19 protein-coding genes are annotated in these 16995 nt (G+C 35.6%); 6 read left to right on the top strand and 13 right to left on the bottom strand.

Annotated elements, in window-relative coordinates:
- Positions 1-26 precede the first annotated feature (26 nt).
- From hslU to sucC, 11 genes are all read right to left on the bottom strand, one after another.
- Positions 27-1355, bottom strand: a complete 1329-nt coding sequence (gene hslU / locus AC5LXV_RS14420; RefSeq protein ID WP_493466859.1) for an ATP-dependent protease ATPase subunit HslU — start codon at positions 1353-1355, stop codon at positions 27-29.
- A gap of 28 nt (positions 1356-1383) precedes the next feature.
- On the bottom strand, positions 1384-1911 hold the full coding sequence (gene hslV / locus AC5LXV_RS14425; protein ID WP_025316169.1) for an ATP-dependent protease subunit HslV: 528 nt from the start codon (positions 1909-1911) through the stop codon (positions 1384-1386).
- Between the two features lie 169 nt (positions 1912-2080).
- Complete coding sequence (tolA, locus tag AC5LXV_RS14430) at positions 2081-3289, bottom strand: cell envelope integrity protein TolA (RefSeq protein ID WP_493466860.1); 1209 nt, start codon at positions 3287-3289, stop codon at positions 2081-2083.
- Positions 3290-3316: 27 nt separating this feature from the next.
- On the bottom strand, positions 3317-3736 hold the full coding sequence (gene tolR / locus AC5LXV_RS14435; protein ID WP_110422777.1) for a colicin uptake protein TolR: 420 nt from the start codon (positions 3734-3736) through the stop codon (positions 3317-3319).
- A gap of 2 nt (positions 3737-3738) precedes the next feature.
- On the bottom strand, positions 3739-4419 hold the full coding sequence (tolQ, locus tag AC5LXV_RS14440) for a protein TolQ (RefSeq protein WP_034884036.1): 681 nt from the start codon (positions 4417-4419) through the stop codon (positions 3739-3741).
- Entirely contained in the window at positions 4420-4815 is a 396-nt protein-coding gene (ybgC, locus tag AC5LXV_RS14445; protein WP_110432790.1) for a tol-pal system-associated acyl-CoA thioesterase, read from the bottom strand. It abuts the gene before it with no gap.
- A gap of 169 nt (positions 4816-4984) precedes the next feature.
- The gene (locus AC5LXV_RS14450) at positions 4985-5092 is read right to left on the bottom strand and encodes a cytochrome bd oxidase small subunit, CydX/CbdX family (RefSeq protein ID WP_110432789.1); all 108 of its coding nucleotides are present in this window, start codon (positions 5090-5092) and stop codon (positions 4985-4987) included.
- 9 nt (positions 5093-5101) lie between these two features.
- Positions 5102-6238, bottom strand: a complete 1137-nt coding sequence (cydB, locus tag AC5LXV_RS14455; protein ID WP_110432788.1) for a cytochrome d ubiquinol oxidase subunit II — start codon at positions 6236-6238, stop codon at positions 5102-5104.
- Positions 6239-6257: 19 nt separating this feature from the next.
- Positions 6258-7829, bottom strand: coding sequence for a cytochrome ubiquinol oxidase subunit I (locus tag AC5LXV_RS14460; protein WP_110432787.1), 1572 nt, complete (start codon positions 7827-7829; stop codon positions 6258-6260).
- A gap of 108 nt (positions 7830-7937) precedes the next feature.
- A complete protein-coding gene (gene sucD / locus AC5LXV_RS14465; protein WP_110432786.1) occupies positions 7938-8804 on the bottom strand; it encodes a succinate--CoA ligase subunit alpha in 867 nt (288 codons plus the stop codon).
- 24 nt (positions 8805-8828) lie between these two features.
- Positions 8829-9995, bottom strand: a complete 1167-nt coding sequence (gene sucC / locus AC5LXV_RS14470) for an ADP-forming succinate--CoA ligase subunit beta (protein WP_493466861.1) — start codon at positions 9993-9995, stop codon at positions 8829-8831.
- 178 nt (positions 9996-10173) lie between these two features.
- Here sucC and fldA point away from each other — a divergent pair, with 178 nt between their 5' ends.
- From fldA to cls, 5 genes are all read left to right on the top strand, one after another.
- Positions 10174-10686: a flavodoxin FldA gene (fldA, locus tag AC5LXV_RS14475; RefSeq protein WP_034884030.1), complete on the top strand. Its 513-nt coding sequence runs from the start codon at positions 10174-10176 to the stop codon at positions 10684-10686.
- A 78-nt stretch (positions 10687-10764) separates the two neighbouring features.
- Positions 10765-11223, top strand: coding sequence for a ferric iron uptake transcriptional regulator (gene fur / locus AC5LXV_RS14480; protein WP_034884029.1), 459 nt, complete (start codon positions 10765-10767; stop codon positions 11221-11223).
- Positions 11224-11293: 70 nt separating this feature from the next.
- Positions 11294-11836 (top strand): inner membrane-spanning protein YciB, encoded by a 543-nt coding sequence (locus tag AC5LXV_RS14485; protein WP_493466862.1) that lies wholly within the window; start codon positions 11294-11296, stop codon positions 11834-11836.
- A gap of 27 nt (positions 11837-11863) precedes the next feature.
- Positions 11864-12322, top strand: a complete 459-nt coding sequence (gene yciA, locus AC5LXV_RS14490) for an acyl-CoA thioester hydrolase YciA (protein ID WP_034884025.1) — start codon at positions 11864-11866, stop codon at positions 12320-12322.
- 5 nt (positions 12323-12327) lie between these two features.
- Complete coding sequence (gene cls / locus AC5LXV_RS14495) at positions 12328-13791, top strand: cardiolipin synthase (RefSeq protein ID WP_110422769.1); 1464 nt, start codon at positions 12328-12330, stop codon at positions 13789-13791.
- Positions 13792-13860: 69 nt separating this feature from the next.
- Here cls and cpdA read toward each other — a convergent pair whose 3' ends face one another.
- Together cpdA and nudF are read right to left on the bottom strand one after the other, a co-directional pair.
- Positions 13861-14691 carry a 3',5'-cyclic-AMP phosphodiesterase gene (gene cpdA / locus AC5LXV_RS14500; RefSeq protein WP_493466863.1) on the bottom strand — a complete coding sequence of 277 codons (831 nt, stop codon included), beginning with the start codon at positions 14689-14691 and terminating at the stop codon, positions 13861-13863.
- A gap of 158 nt (positions 14692-14849) precedes the next feature.
- Complete coding sequence (gene nudF, locus AC5LXV_RS14505) at positions 14850-15479, bottom strand: ADP-ribose diphosphatase (protein WP_493445267.1); 630 nt, start codon at positions 15477-15479, stop codon at positions 14850-14852.
- A 138-nt stretch (positions 15480-15617) separates the two neighbouring features.
- Here nudF and tolC point away from each other — a divergent pair, with 138 nt between their 5' ends.
- Positions 15618-16964 (top strand): outer membrane channel protein TolC, encoded by a 1347-nt coding sequence (tolC, locus tag AC5LXV_RS14510; RefSeq protein WP_493466864.1) that lies wholly within the window; start codon positions 15618-15620, stop codon positions 16962-16964.
- The last annotated feature ends 31 nt before the right edge of the window (positions 16965-16995 follow it).

The raw sequence follows: 16995 nt of genomic DNA on the forward strand, positions 1-16995 counted from the left end.
CTTTTTATTTATATAATATCAGTCAATTATAAAATGAATTTACTTAAATCTTCATCGGCAACAAGTTTATCAAGATGATCACTCACATATTTAGCATCAATTGTAATGGTTTGACCACCCAATTCACTAGCTTCAAAAGAGACATCTTCCATCAAACGTTCCAGAACAGTATGCAAACGGCGAGCGCCGATATTTTCATTTTGTTCGTTAACTTGCCAAGCTGATTCTGCAATTTTACGAATTCCATCAGGGGTAAAGTCGATATTTACACCTTCGGTTGCCATTAATGCTTTATATTGCACAGTTAATGACGCGTTTGGTTCAGTTAAAATTCGTTCAAAATCTTCACTAGTTAACGCTTGTAATTCAACTCGAATTGGCAAACGCCCTTGTAGTTCTGGAATTAAATCAGATGGATTAGCTGTTTGGAACGCACCTGATGCAATAAACAAAATATGATCAGTTTTTACTGAACCATGTTTTGTTGAAACAGTACAACCTTCAACAAGTGGTAATAGATCTCGCTGAACACCTTCACGTGATACATCAGGTCCAGATGAATTACCTCGTTTACACACTTTATCAATTTCGTCGATAAAGACAATCCCATTTTGTTCAACCGCTTCAATTGCTTCTTGCTTAAGATCATCTGGATTAACCAATTTTGCAGCTTCTTCTTCAATTAGCTGTTTAAAGGCATCTTTAATCTTCATTTTACGCGCTTTGGTCTTTTGACCGCCTAAATTTTGAAACATTGACTGTAGTTGGCTGGTCATCTCTTCCATACCCGGTGGCGCCATAATTTCAACACCAATATTCATACCAGCTACTTCAATTTCAATTTCTTTATCGTCAAGCGCACCTTCACGTAATTTTTTTCTAAATGCTTGTCTAGCTGTTGAATCATTATTGGTTTCAACTTGTCCCCAACCATCTTTTGCTGGTGGAACTAGCACATCCAAAATACGTTCTTCAGCTAACTCTTCCGCTCTATTACGATTTTTTTCAATTGCCTCTTGGCGAATCATCTTAACAGCAGAGTCGGTAAGATCACGAATGATAGAATCAACTTCTTTTCCTACATAACCTACTTCGGTAAATTTTGTCGCTTCTACTTTAATAAATGGTGCGTGAGCCAATTTAGCTAGTCGTCTGGCGATTTCTGTTTTACCAACCCCTGTTGGGCCGATCATAAGAATATTTTTGGGGGTAACTTCATGACGTAATGCTTCATCAAGTTGCATACGACGCCAGCGATTACGTAAAGCAATAGCAACGGAACGTTTTGCTTTATCTTGTCCAATAATATGTTGGTTTAATTCGCTTACAATTTCGCGAGGAGTCATTTCAGACATAATAGTATTTCTCTTAAATCAGTTTTAATTAGTAATTAAGCTCTTCAATAGTTTGGAAATTATTTGTATAGACACAAATGTCACCTGCTATTGATAGCGATTTTTGTACAATATCATGAGCGGATAATGAAGTATTATCTAATAAAGCTCTTGCGGCAGCCTGTGCATAAGGTCCACCCGATCCAATCGCAATCAGGTCATCTTCTGGTTGAATAACATCACCAGTTCCTGTGATAATCAATGATGCGCTTTCATCAGCAACGGCAAGTAATGCTTCTAATTTACGCAACATTCTATCGGTTCGCCAATCTTTGGCTAATTCAACCGCTGCTTTAGTTAAATGCCCTTGGTGCATTTCTAATTTTCGTTCAAATAATTCAAATAGTGTGAAAGCATCTGCTGTACCGCCAGCAAATCCAGCTATCACCTTATTGTTATATAATCGGCGAACTTTTCGCGCATTACCTTTCATGATAATGCGTTCACCTAATGTGACTTGCCCATCGCCACCAATAACAACTTGACCTTCACGACGGACACTGACAATTGTTGTCATATTCTGCTCCTTCTCTTACATAAAAACTTAATTCGGAATGAATAGCACATATATTGGGGTATTTAATGAATTTTCAACATTACATTATCAAGATGACGAATATTATTTCATAAATGGATAAACATCGTAGCAAGATATTATAAAAATCAGATAACTCAGCTATAACCTATTAGGGTTGGAAGTCGATACTCATCGTTTTTACTTCACTATATAAATTACTAGCTGGTTTCGGTATAACTGCTAATTTAGTTGCGGCAAGTGCTTCTCGACATAAATCGGCATCACCACCTTTTTGGATAACATTAAGTAATAATCCGTCAGGCGCTATCTGGATTTGTAATTCACAAGTTTTTCCACGATAAACATTTGGTGGATTAACAAATTTACTACTTATTGCATTTTGTACTAATGATTTATACTTATTTAATTCTCCGTCCGAAACACCTTTACGGCTAGCAGATCCTCCAGATGTACTTCCGGAACCCGAGATAAGCCCGCCTAAAAGATCATCAAGAGCTTTATCTTTTTTGGCCTGTTCAGCTTTTTTTGCTAAAGCAGCTTTTTTAGCGGCAGCGGCTTTTTCCGCCGCAGCTTTCTCAGCGGCTGCTTTTTCTGCCGCAGTTTTCTCGGCAGCGGCTTTTTCTGCCGCGGCTTTCTCAGCGGCTGCCTTCTCTGCAGCAGCTTTCTCAGCGGCGACTTTTTCCGCTGCAGCCTTCTCTGCAGCGGCTTTCTCTGCCGCAGCTTTCTCAGCGGCGGCTTTTTCTGCAGCGGCTTTCTCAGCAGCAGCTTTCTCAGCGGCGGCTTTTTCTGCAGCAGCTTTTTCTGCAGCAGCTTTCTCAGCGGCGGCTTTTTCTGCTGCTGCTTTCTCAGCGGCAGCTTTTTCTGCAGCTGCTTTTTCTGCTGCTGCTTTCTCAGCGGCGGCTTTTTCTGCTGCTGCTTTCTCAGCGGCAGCTTTTTCTGCAGCTGCTTTTTCTGCTGCTGCTTTCTCAGCGGCAGCTTTTTCTGTAGCTGCTTTTTCTGCAGCAGCTTTCTCAGCGGCAGCTTTATCTGCAGCTGCTTTCTCAGCGGCAGCTTTTTCTGCAGCAGCTTTCTCAGCGGCAGCTTTTTCTGCAGCTGCTTTTTCTGCTAATTCTTTAGCTTGACGCAGCTGTTCTTCTTTTTTCTGATTAATTTGTGACTGCAATTGTCTTTGAAAATCTTCAGTCATAACTGACGGATCAATCATGACTGCATCAATAGAATTACCATTAATGTTACCGTAGTTTTGACCATTATCATTAGGCACAAATTGATAGGCTAAAACAAAAATCAATAAGCCATGTAAAATAATGGATATAATAAACGATAAACTTAATTTTGAGTTTAACTTACTAGACATTGCTGACATTTTTTTATAATTATCAGTTTAAATTGGTTGAGTCATCAAACCAACAGATTTTACCCCAGCAGATTGGAGCAGATTTAAAGCCTTAATGATCTCTTCATAAGGAACTTGTTTAGCTCCACCGACTAAGAAAACAGCTTTATCATTTAGTGATAGTTGCTGCTTAACTTCTGCAACAATTTGTTCTTGAGGTATATCCGATTGGCGGTTCTGATCAATAATTATTGCATAAACACCTACGCCTGAAACTTCAATTATAATAGGTTTATTATCGGCTGGAGAAACAGTTTTTGATTCTGTCGCTTCTGGCAGATCAACTTCAACACTCTGGCTAATTATTGGAGCTGTCGCCATAAAAATCAATACCAATACCAGTAATACGTCAAGTAACGGTACTATATTGATCTCTGATTTGGTTGTATAGCGTGAACGTCGGCTCATAATTATTTCCTAACAGCGACTGCTTGACGTTGTAAAATTGAAGAAAACTCATCAATAAAGTTCAAATAGTTTTGTTCAATGCGACTTACACTTAAAGATAATCGGTTATAAGCCAGAACTGCTGGAATCGCAGCAAACAAACCTATAGCAGTTGCAATTAATGCTTCGGCAATACCTGGAGCAACCATTTGCAATGTTGCTTGTTTAACCGCACCTAATGAAATAAAGGCGTGCATGATCCCCCACACAGTACCAAATAAACCAATATATGGACTAATAGAACCAACAGTACCTAGAAATGGTATATGTAACTCTAAATTATCCAATTCACGATTCATTGCTAAACGCATTGAACGCGATGCTCCTTCTAATGCTGCTTTCGGCATATTTGGGTTAATTTGATATAAACGAGAAAATTCTTTAAATCCCGAATAAAAAATATGTTCAGTACCACAGATCTCTTCTTTGTGAAATTTTGCCTTATCAAAGAGCACATTTAAGTCATTAGCAGACCAAAAAGTATCGTCGAACTGTTCGACTTGTTTTTTAGCTTTGCTTAAAATTTTACTGCGTTGAAAGATAATAGCCCAAGACATTACAGAAAATGTTAGTAGTAATACCATAACACTTTGCACTAAAAGTCCTGCTTGTAAAAATAGATCAATAATATTCAGATTATCCACTTAAATAAACTCCAAAACTAATAACTTGGGAAGCGCACATGGCTTCATTTTAGTCATATTGACACAAGCAATAACGACATCAGCGCTGCTGATAATTTGCTCATTTTGGTTTGAAATTGTCTGTTTAAAAATAATAGACGCCTTACGAATTTGCTCAACCTTAGTGCTGATAGTTAGCATGTCATCTAAACGGGCTGGAAAGTCGTAGCTAATATCCATCTTTTTGACAACAAATGCAATACCTTCTTGTAATAACTTTTGTTGACTAATATCAAGATCCCTTAGCATTTCCGTTCTAGCTCGTTCAAAAAAGGCAAGATACCTAGCATGGTAAACTACGCCACCAGCATCTGTGTCTTCATAATAGACTCTTGCATTCCAATTGAATTGTTTCATATTTTATAATTTACACAAAAAATTTGCGCTATTATATATGATTATAAAATTCGCTGCACTATGATATAAAATAAGTTAAATGAAAACAATTATCATTTATAAATTATTTATCTTAGTATTTAAGCTTCTAACTAAAAAGGTGGCAAATTGCCACCTAAATTTTATATTGTTATTGATCAGTCTCTTTGTCGTTATTAGAATTTTCAACCCAAAGCCCGGTAACTACAGCCAACATACAGGCTGCAATTAATCCAATAAACCATAATACGTAATACATAATTAATCCTTAATAAAGTGAATGTTTATTATTTTCAATATGGTTTTTATCTAAGCGACCAAACATCTTAATGTAACTCCAAATAGTATAGAAAAGAACAATCGGTAAAAATATTAACACTACGCCAAACATAATATTAAGTGTTAATTGGCTAGAAGTTGCGTCCCAAATTGTCAAACTGGCATTTGGCATAATGCTTGAAGGAATAATAAAAGGGAATGTCGCCACACCATATGTGAACAATACACATACAATAGTTAATGTAGATGTTAAAAATACTAACCCATTTTTATTAAGCCCCGAGAAGCAAATCGTTAATATCGGTAGTAACACACCTAATGCCGGTATAATCCATAATATAGGATAGTTTATATAATTTTTTAACCATGATACATCTGTTGATACTGTTTTACTTAATGGATTTGAAACCCCATTAGGATCGATAGCACTAGTCACTTCATAACCATGAATACCGTAAGCTACCCAAACGCCAGCCAATACAAATGCAATCAACATAATCAAACTTGCTATTTGCGTTGCTTTTCTAGCTCTTAAGTAAAGTTCACCAGAGGTTTTCATTTGCAACCAAGCTCCGCCATGAGCAACTATTAACATTAAACTAACAACGCCAGCCAATATTGCAAACGGATTGAGTAAAGCAAAGAACGAACCATCATAAAAAGGACGATAACCATTATCAAATCTAAATGGGACACCTTCTAATAAGTTGCCAAATGCAACGCCAAAAACAAGTGCTGGAACAAAACTACCTAAGAAAATGGCCAAGTCCCACATATTACGCCATTTAGAATTTTCCAGTTTACTGCGATAATCAAAGCCGATTGGTCTAAAAAATAGTGCACATAACACTAAAACCATTGCGATATAAAAACCAGAAAAAGAGACCGCGTAAGCCATAGGCCATGCAGCAAAAATACCTGCACCACCTGTAATTAACCAAACTTGGTTACCATCCCAATGTGGTGCTATTGCATTTATCATAATACGACGTTCAGTATCGGTTTTACCAATAAATGGTAATAAGATACCAACCCCCATATCAAAACCATCGGTGACAACAAAAGCAATTAAAACAACACTAATTAGCACCCACCAGATGACTCGTACAATTTCATAATCAATCATTGTATATACTCCCTATGCCTCAATCTGCTATTGATGGTGTTTTTTCATAATGATATTTGCCAGTGCCTAAAGAACTTGGCCCTAATCGAGCAAATTTAAACATTAAGAACATTTCAGCAATTAAGAACAATGTGTAAAGTCCACAAATAAGTACCATAGTAAATAATACTTCACCTGGAGTTAATGATGAATTAGCTACACCTGTTGGTAAAATATCTTGAATTGCCCAAGGTTGACGACCATATTCGGCAACAAACCAACCACATTCACATGCAAGCCATGGAAATGGTAAAGATAAAAGAAGTAAACGACATAACCAACGTTTTTCACCAATTTTATTTTTATAGGTTGACCACAAAGCAAGACCCGTTCCTAAGATCATTAATAAACCAAGACCAACCATTCCTCTAAATGCCCAGAATAATGGCCATACAGATGGAATTGAATCTTCAGTCGCAGCTTTAATGTGTTCTTCAGTAGCTTCTGGAATGGTTAAATTATCTTTATCAGTGAAACGTTTAACTAAATAGCCATAACCTAAATCAACTTTATTATCTTCAAAGGCTTTTAAAACCGCCGGATCTTTATCACCTTTTTGAATTTTTTCTAAGTTAGAATAAGCTAAAATCCCATTGCGAATTCGAGTCTCATTAGAAGCTAAAATATCTTTTAAACCGGTCACTTGAGTATCCAATGAACGAGTTGTCATAATCCCCATAACATAAGGAATTTCAATGGCAAACAAGTTTTCTTTTTTCTCTTGTGACGGGAAAGCAATAACATTGAATGATGCTGGTGCAGGTTGAGTTTCCCATTCACCTTCAATTGCCGCTAATTTTACAGGTTGCACAGTGGTAATTTCATGACCAGCTTCATCACCCATAATAGCAACAACAATAGACATAATAAAACCAAATACAGCAGCTACAGCAAAAGAGCGTTTAGCAAATGGTAAATCACGTTTCTTGAGTAAATAATAAGAACTAATGCTTAAGACAAAAATAGCACCAGTTAGATAACCTGCTGCTACCGTGTGGACAAATTTATATTGAGCAACCGTGTTGGTAATTAGCTCAAAAAAACTTTGCATTTCCATTCTTGAGTTAATCGGGTTAAAGTCGGAACCGACTGGGAATTGCATCCAACCATTAGCAACTAAAATCCAAAGTGCTGAAAGGTTAGAACCAAAAGCCACACACCAAGTAACCATCAAATGTTTGCCGCGGCTCAATCTATCCCATCCAAAGAAGAATAAACCAACCATCGTTGATTCCAAGAAAAATGCCATTAGCCCTTCAATCGCCAGAGGTGCACCAAATATATCACCCACATAATGCGAATAATAAGACCAGTTGGTGCCAAATTGGAATTCCATAGTTAAACCTGTTGCAACCCCAACGGCGAAGTTGATACCAAATAATTTCCCCCAGAATTTAGTCATATCTTTCCAGACTTGCTTACCACTAACAACGTACACGGTTTCCATAATTGCAAGCATAAACGCCATGCCTAGCGTTAATGGTACAAAAATAAAATGATACATTGCTGTGAGTGCAAACTGGAGGCGTGACAGTTCTACTATATCAAACATAAAATGCTCCCTTATCCTTAAATGCCCACATATTTTGTAACGTTATTTATTAATATTGTACAACATAATTTAAAGAATAAGAATTGATTAATGTCAAAAAAATAAAACTTAAAAGTGTTTTTTTATTGCTTCACCAATTTGAGCTAAGCTACTAACCACTGTAATACCTGCGGCTTGTAGTGCTTTAGTTTTCTCTGCCGCCGTACCTTTATTACCTGAAATGATAGCGCCTGCATGCCCCATACGTTTACCAGATGGTGCTGATACGCCTGCTATATAAGCAACAACAGGTTTGCTAACATTATGTTTGATATAGTTAGCCGCTTCTTCTTCTGCGCTACCACCAATTTCACCAATCATAACAATAGCTTCTGTTTTAGGATCTTGCTCAAGTAACTTTAAGATTGAAATAAAATCACTACCCGGGATAGGGTCTCCACCTATTCCAACACAAACAGATTGACCTAATCCAATATCGGTTGTCTGTTTTACGGCTTCATAAGTTAATGTACCCGAACGAGAAACAATACCTACTTTACCGGCTAAATGAATATGGCCTGGCATGATACCAATTTTACACTCATCAGGTACAATAATACCTGGGCAGTTTGGCCCAATCATAACAACATCATGTTGGATTAATTTTTGTTTAACGATAAGCATATCTAATGTAGGAATGCCTTCTGTTATACAAACGATGAGTTGGATGCCGGCATCAATAGCTTCTAAAATTGAATCTTTACCAAATGCTGCGGGAACATAAATAACGGTTGCCGTTGCACCTGTTGCTTCAACGGCTTCTTTAACTGTATTAAAAACAGGTAAACCTAAATGTGTAGTACCACCTTTACCCGGTGTCACGCCACCAACTAATTTTGTACCATAAGCAAGTGCTTGTTCAGAATGGAATGTTCCTTGGCTACCAGTAAAGCCCTGACAAATAACTTTTGTATCTTTATTAATCAAAATTGACATAGTAATTATTCTCCACCCATTCTATTATTGTGCAACACTGACGATCTGTTGAGCTGCATCGACCAAACTTTTCGCGGTAATAACATTCAATTTACTTTTAGCTAAAATTTCTCTTGCTAGTTCAGCATTATTACCTTCAAGGCGTACAACAACAGGAACTGTCAAACCTATTTCCTTAATTGCATCAATAATACCATTGGCAATAAGATCGCAACGAACAATACCACCAAAAATATTGACTAATATTGCTTTTACATTTTTATCTGAAAGTATCAACTTGAAAGCTTCGGCAACGCGTTCTTTAGTTGTACCACCGCCAACATCTAAGAAATTAGCTGGCTCACCGCCATAAAGTTTAATCATATCCATGGTAGCCATAGCAAGGCCGGCACCATTAACCATACAACCTATGTTACCGTCTAAAGAAACATAACTAATACCTTGTTTAGCGGCAATCGATTCGCGTTCGTCCTCCTGTGTGGTATCTCTTAATATGACTAAATCAGAATGTCTAAACATAGCATTATCATCTAACACAACTTTAGCATCTAAACAGATTAACTCTTGTGAATCAGTAATAACTAGCGGGTTTACTTCTGCTAAAGAAACATCTTTTTCAATAAAAAGATTAGCAAAATTAACGAATAATTTAGCGAATTGATTGACTAATTTACCGCTTAAGCCAAGTTTAAATGCTAGCTCACGACCTTGATAACCGCATGGTCCAGTTAAAGGATCAAGCGATATTTTATGAATTAAATCTGGTGATTGTTCAGCAACCTTCTCAATTTCAACACCACCTTCGGTTGATGCCATAATCACAATACGCTTGCTACTACGATCGACGACTGCACCTAAATAAAGTTCTTTGGCGATATTAGAGGCTTTTTCAATTAAAATTTTATTAACTGGTTGGCCTTTAGCCGTTGTTTGGTAAGTCACCAAATACTGACCCAACCATTTTTCAGCAAATAGTTTTATTTCATTAAAATCTTTAGTGCAAATTACACCACCTGATTTACCACGACCGCCCGCATGTACTTGGCATTTTGCTACCCAAGCATTAGATTGGGATGAAAGTTGAGATAATGTATCTTGTATTTCATCAATTGAATTACAGACGTAACCTTCCGGTACAGGCAAATTATATTGTTTAAAAAGGAGTTTTGATTGATACTCATGCAGGTTCATAAATAAATCCCGATACTTCGATTGCCACAAAATAGTGGCTAATTTTAATGCAAGTAGAAAAAATTGTGTAGTAAATAATTACTTATGTTTATAGTAATTGAGAATTATTGCTGATAACTACCGACAGTGATATACTCAAAACATATATTTATATTGTAAAAACAGTAAAGGTAAAAATATGGCACAAGTTGGAATTTTTTTTGGTAGTGACACCGGTAATACAGAAAATGTAGCTAAACAAATCCAACAAATTTTAGGTACAGATAAAGCTGATCTTTTTGATATCGCAAAAACAACAAAAGAACATATTGAAAAATATGATTTTTTATTTTTTGGTATTCCGACTTGGTACTATGGTGAATCTCAAGCTGATTGGGATGATTTTTTTCCTAATCTAGAACAAGTTGATTTCAATGGAAAAACAGTAGCAATTTTTGGTTGTGGTGACCAAGAAGATTATGCTGAGTATTTTTGTGATGCCATGGGAACTCTCCGCGATATTATTGAACCTAAAGGCGCTAAAATTGTTGGTCATTGGTCAACAGAAGGTTACAGCTTTGAAGCTTCTAAAAGTTTAATTGATGACAACCATTTTGTCGGTTTAGCCATCGATGAAGATCGTCAACCTGAATTAACAGAAGAACGTATTAATAATTGGGTAAATCAAGTAAAAAGCGAAATGAATATTTGATCTATTGAAGTGATTTATTTTATTTTCCGTTCATATTTTTATAATATGATTAACTAATTAACTAAACTGGAATGTAATATGACAAATCATGATAAAGATAATAATGCAGCGCTCAAAAGTGCCGGCTTAAAGGTTACGTTACCTCGTTTAAAAATTTTAGAATTATTGCGAGACCCTTCATGCCAACACATTACTGTCGAAGATCTTTATAAGAAATTAATTGATATGGGTGAAGAAATTGGTCTTGCTACGGTTTATCGTGTATTAAATCAATTTGATGACGCGGGTATTGTGACTCGTCATAATTTTGAAGGAGGAAGAGCGGTTTTCGAACTTGCCTCACAAAAACATCATGACCATTTAATTTGTTTAGATTGTGGTGAAGTTTTTGAATTCCGTGATGAAATTATTAATCAACGTCAGAAAGAAATCGCAGAACAATATGGTGTTACCTTAACCTTTCATAGTTTATATCTTTATGGACATTGTAAATCAGGTAACTGTAAAGCTCATCCAGAACTTCATACAAAAAAATAAGCCTATATCATAGGCTTTTTACTTATCGGTAATACGAATACTTACTTTCATCTTTCAGGTTAATAATTAAATGAAGCAGCTTTTAAATTTTATTCCACTTATCGTCTTTTTTATATTTTTAACATTTTACGATATTTTTGTCGGTGTTAAAGCATTAATGATTGCTTCAACAGTATCATTTTTGATCATTCTTGTTTTGTATAAAAAACTTGATAAAGTTGAACTGATATCTTATATGATGATAATGATTTTTGGTGGAGTGACACTTTATACACAAAATCAAGATATTATTAAATGGAAAGTGACCATTATAAATTTCTTATTCGCTGCTGCGTTAGCTATTAGTCAGTTCGGTTTCAAAAAAAACTTACTACAAAAAATGTTAGGTAAAGAAATACAGCTTGATATAGCTATTTGGAATAAACTGAATTTGATATGGATAGTTTTTTTTATTATTTGCGGTTCCTTCAGTTTAGTTGCAATATATTATGCATCAAGTGATTTTTTCTGGATCTTTAAGGTATTTATTTTACCGGGTGCATCATTAGTAATGTCTTTGATTTCTGGAATTTATATTTATCGTCATATGAATAAAACGACTGAAAACGGATAAAATTATATAAGTAGGAGTATTTTTAACATGACACAAAACGAAAATAACCCAAAAGGACAATTGGTTTTACGAACTTTAGCCATGCCGGCAGACACTAATCCTCATGGACATATTTTTGGTGGCTGGATCATGTCTCAAATGGATTTAGCCGGAGGTATTTTGGCGAAAGAAATTGCCAAGAGAAGAGTGGTAACCGTTAATGCAAGTAGTATCACCTTCTATAAACCGGCAATGGTAGGGGATGTAGTTTGTTGTTATGCACATTGTATAAAAACTGGTAAAACATCGATTACTATCGGAATCGAAGTCTGGATAAAAAAAATAACAGATGCTGACAATATGATGCAACGCTTCTGTATTACCGATGCAACATTTACCTATGTTTCAGTCGATAAACATAATAATCCGAAACCGTTACCAGAAATATTCCAAAATTATGACTGTACTAAAGACCCTATTAGTAAACTAAATTTAAGTTATAGCTGATAAATATGCAATTTACTTCATTTCATGCATTAGTAAGTACATTAATTTTTCTTGTTTACTGGTTGCTTATTGTATCGACCACGTTACGTATTGTCTTTAAAAGACGACCAACCACTTACGTCATTGCATGGATGTTAGTTATTTATATTTTACCGATTATTGGTGTCATCCTCTATTTTGCACTTGGCGAAGCTCACCTTGGCCAACAAAGAGCGAAACGTGCGCAAAAAATGCGTCCTACTATAAGCAAATTTATTAACAGAATAAGTGCATTTCCTGACATATTTACTACTAAAGTTAGTCAAGTAAGTAAACCCATTTTTCAACTTTGTAAACATCAAACTGGTCTTGATGGAATCAGAGGAAACCACATTGAATTGTTAAGTAATACTGATGCCATTTTCGATCGATTAATTGCTGATATCAACCAAGCCAAATCGAATATAGAAATGGTTTTTTACATCTGGAATGAAGGTGGTAAAGCTGATGATGTTGAACAAGCACTTATTCAAGCCACGCAGCGAGGTGTCATTTGTCGTTTAATGATTGACTCAGCCGGTAGTCGACATTTTATTCGCTCAAAGGCCTGCCAAAGAATGCGTGATGCTGGTATTGTTATCGTTGAAGCGTTACAGGTGAATCTATTAAGATTCATGTTTAGACGTCTTGATTTACGTCAACACCGCAAAGTCGCCATTATCGATAACTATATCTCATATACCGGTAGCATGAATATAGTTGACCCTCGATTCTTTAAACAAAATAAGCATGTTGGTGAATGGGTTGACATAATGATCAGAATGTGTGGTCCAGTAACCACCTTAATGGGTGCTATATATGCCAGTGATTGGGAACTTGAAACAGGTAAATATTTAGCCCTTCCTCAGATTACCGATTTTGCAGAGCCTCCGGAAGAAGAAAAACACATTATGCAACTTATTGCTTCTGGTCCGGGTTATACCGAAAATATGATACATCAAGTATTATTAACTGCAATTTACTCTGCTCAAGAACAAATTATTTTCACAACGCCTTATTTAGTGCCAAGTGATGATATTTTACATGCTGTATGTACCGCGGCTCAGCGAGGAGTTGAAGTTATCATCATCGTGCCTAAAAAGAATGATTCGTTAATGGTTAAATGGGCTAGTCGAGCCTTCTTTTCAGAATTATTAAACGGTGGCGTTAAGCTTTATCAGTTCAATGATAATTTACTACATACCAAAAGCGTACTAATCGATAATCAACTTAGTTTGGTTGGTACGGTTAATTTAGATATGCGGAGTTTATGGCTAAATTTTGAAATTACTACGGTAATTGATGATGCACAGTTTGCCAAATCATTATCTGCATTATTGGAACAATATTTATCACAATCAGATAAAATTGCTATAGCAAAATGGAAAAAACGACCAATCTGGCAACGCGTTGTTGAACGATTATTCTACTTTTTTGCGCCTTTACTCTAATCGATTAACTCAAAAAGTCAAAATACCAATCAGACCGATAAATTATGCTTAAGTTTGAATAAGTTAAAGTTAATAACCTTTTTGCGAAATATCCGGTAAAAATCGGTTATCTGCAATACGAAAAACACTAGATTTTAGCGTTCCATCTTCATCAAGAATAATTTCCCGCCAACCTGGAGCATCCTCATTAGATAATTGAAAATCATAGCAATTAGGCTTAAATTGAAAACAGGTAGAAGGTGTTGAAAACGCATGACAATTATGCCAGATATGATCTTGTTGTTGGTGAATATGTCCCCAACCTAGACCTTTAATTGCCGGAAATTTTTTAATGATCTTCTCAAGTTGATCACTATTTTTCAAAATATGCTCATCTAACCAATGGCACCCCGAATTAATAGGATGATGATGTAAAAATAGCAGTGCGTTTTTATCTGCATGAACTAACAATGTCTCTTCAAGAAACTGCAATTCCTTTTCAGATAACATACCATAAGCTTGACCAACTACTTGGCTATTTAACAACAATATTAGCCAATTCTCGCCAAGTAATATTGCTTTATTTTCCACCAACTGGTAATTTGAAAACACTTCTTGCATATAACTAAAGTTATCATGGTTACCAGCTAACCAGACACATGGTGTATCAAATTGCTTGATCTGCTCAGCAAAACGCACATAGGATTTTTTCGAACCATCTTGCACAAAATCTCCAGTGGCCACAATTAAATCATACTGCTTATTAGCATGCTTAATTTCATTAATAACCGATAAAAAACTCGCATTCGACTTAACGCCTAATAATGAGCCAGCATTATCAGAAAACAGATGTGTATCAGTAATATGCAAAATTTTTGCACAATGCTTATTTTGTATTTGAAGCGTTAAAAGTGACTCCAAAATTTACCTCTATTAGTTATTAAATGAAATTATTTCAGCAATAGAATTGATATTGTGATCAACATCATAATTTTATTTTTAAATCATGATGTTATATCAAATTGTAAAATAAATTCTATCTTTAGGAAAGAAATAATTTTCTTTTTAACAAAAATAGCTTATTTCCATTCATCCTTTAATGATTGATGGTTAAGTTGTAACCATTGCAAGGCGATAATTGATGCTGCATTGTTAATTATTCCTTCTTCCACCCATTGGTATGCTTGCTCACGACTTACCACATGAACCTTAATATCTTCGTTTTCTTCAGCCAGACCATGTACTCCTCTTGCTGTCGAAGAATCAACTTGACCAACCAAAATATGCAATTGCTCGGTTAAACCACCGGGTGAAGCTAAATAACTAATAATTGGCTTACATTGTCCAACTATAATGCCCGCTTCTTCCATCGCTTCTCGTTTTGCCACTTCTTCGCTTGATTCATTATCATGATCCATCATTCCAGCGATAAGTTCTAGCATCCACGGAGTATCTTGTGTATCAATCGCGGCTATCCGAATTTGTTCAATTAGAACCACTTCATCACGTTTATCATCATATGCTAACAGGACCACCGCATGACCACGATCTAAAATTTCTCGAGTGACAGCATCGCTAACCGAACCATCAAATTTACGGTATTGAAAACGATATTCATATAATGAAAAAAAGCCTTTATATAAAATTCGTTTAGTTAAATTAAAAACATCTTTTTTGTTAAAAACTATTGGTGTAGGTTTATATTTCATATCAGTTTCTCGATTTTGGGCTAAATTTTATTAAAAAGTGCGAATCACGAATTAGGATACTTTCTATATGCTAATTATCTGTTAAAATTATGCAATTGGAAATATTATTCTATTTTATTGCTTTTAAAGAGAAGATTGATGAAAAAAACTTTAACTTTTTTAATTGGCTTAGCATTAAGTCAATCTGTTTTTGCTGAAAACTTAGTTCAGGTTTATGAACAAGCAAAAGATACTAACCCAGATCTTCGCAGTTCATTGGCTGAAAAAGATAAAGCTTACTCAGCTATTTCAGGTTCTCGTGCAAGCTTACTTCCGCAAGTTGGCCTTAGTGCTTCTTATGGTGTAACACATGGACGTCGGGATACTCGCGGGATCAATACTAAAAGCGGTAACTTATATCAGGTTGCCCTATCACAAAGTATTTTTAATTTTTCCAATTGGAAAGCCTTAGATATTAGTAAAAAACAAGCAACTATTGCTGATATTTCTTATCAATATCAAGGTCAAACGTTAATTCTAAATACTTCCGTAGCTTACTTTAACGTACTTAAATGTCTTGATGCATTAAGCTTTATTGATGCACAAAAAAAAGCAATTGGTCGTCAATTAGATCAAACTCGTCAGCAACACAAAGTTGGTTTAGTTGCAATAACTGACGTACAAAATGCACAAGCAAATTATGATTTAACCGTAGCGCAACAGGTTAATGCGTTGAATGATCTGAATAACGCCCTTGAAGCATTACGCCAAGTAAGTGGTCGTTTTTACTCTAACTTAGCTAGTGTTGATACCAACACGTTTAAAACGCAAGAGCCAACCCAAATCACCACTTTACTAAAACAATCTGAAAAAACTAACCTTAACTTATTAACAATGAAGTTAAATCAAGAGATTGCTCGAGATCAAATTAAAATGGCTTATTCTGGTTTCATGCCTACCGCTAGTTTAGAAGCATCAACCAATCTGAATAAAGCGGATAGTTATGGTAATGTTAATTATGAACGGCATGCTGCTGGTAAAAGATATTCTGGCGATAATAGGATTGGCGTTAGTGTAAGTTTACCACTATTCTCTGGCGGAGCTACTGTATCTCAAGTGCAACAAGCACAACAAAATTTTGTTAGTTTCAGTGAAAAGCTTGAAAGTACTAATCGCAGTGTAATTAATCAAGTTCGTTCGTCTTATAACAATATCTCATCTTCAATCAGTGCAATTAAGGCTTATCAACAAGCGGTGGTTTCTGCACAAAGTTCATTAGAAGCTACATCTTCTGGTTATCAAGTAGGTACTCGAACTATCGTTGATGTACTTAATGCAACAACTCAACTTTATAGTTCAAAACGAAATTTATCTGACGCAAAATATGGTTATTTAACCAGTCTATTACAATTGAAGTATTCTGTTGGTACTTTAACGGCAGATGATTTAATTTATTTAAATAATATGCTAGGTAAAGAAGTTAGCACTTTAGCTACCATAAAATAATCAGTAATTCTGATTATTTTAGAATCTCTCA

Source organism: Gilliamella sp. LMG 34359 (genome assembly GCF_984569085.1).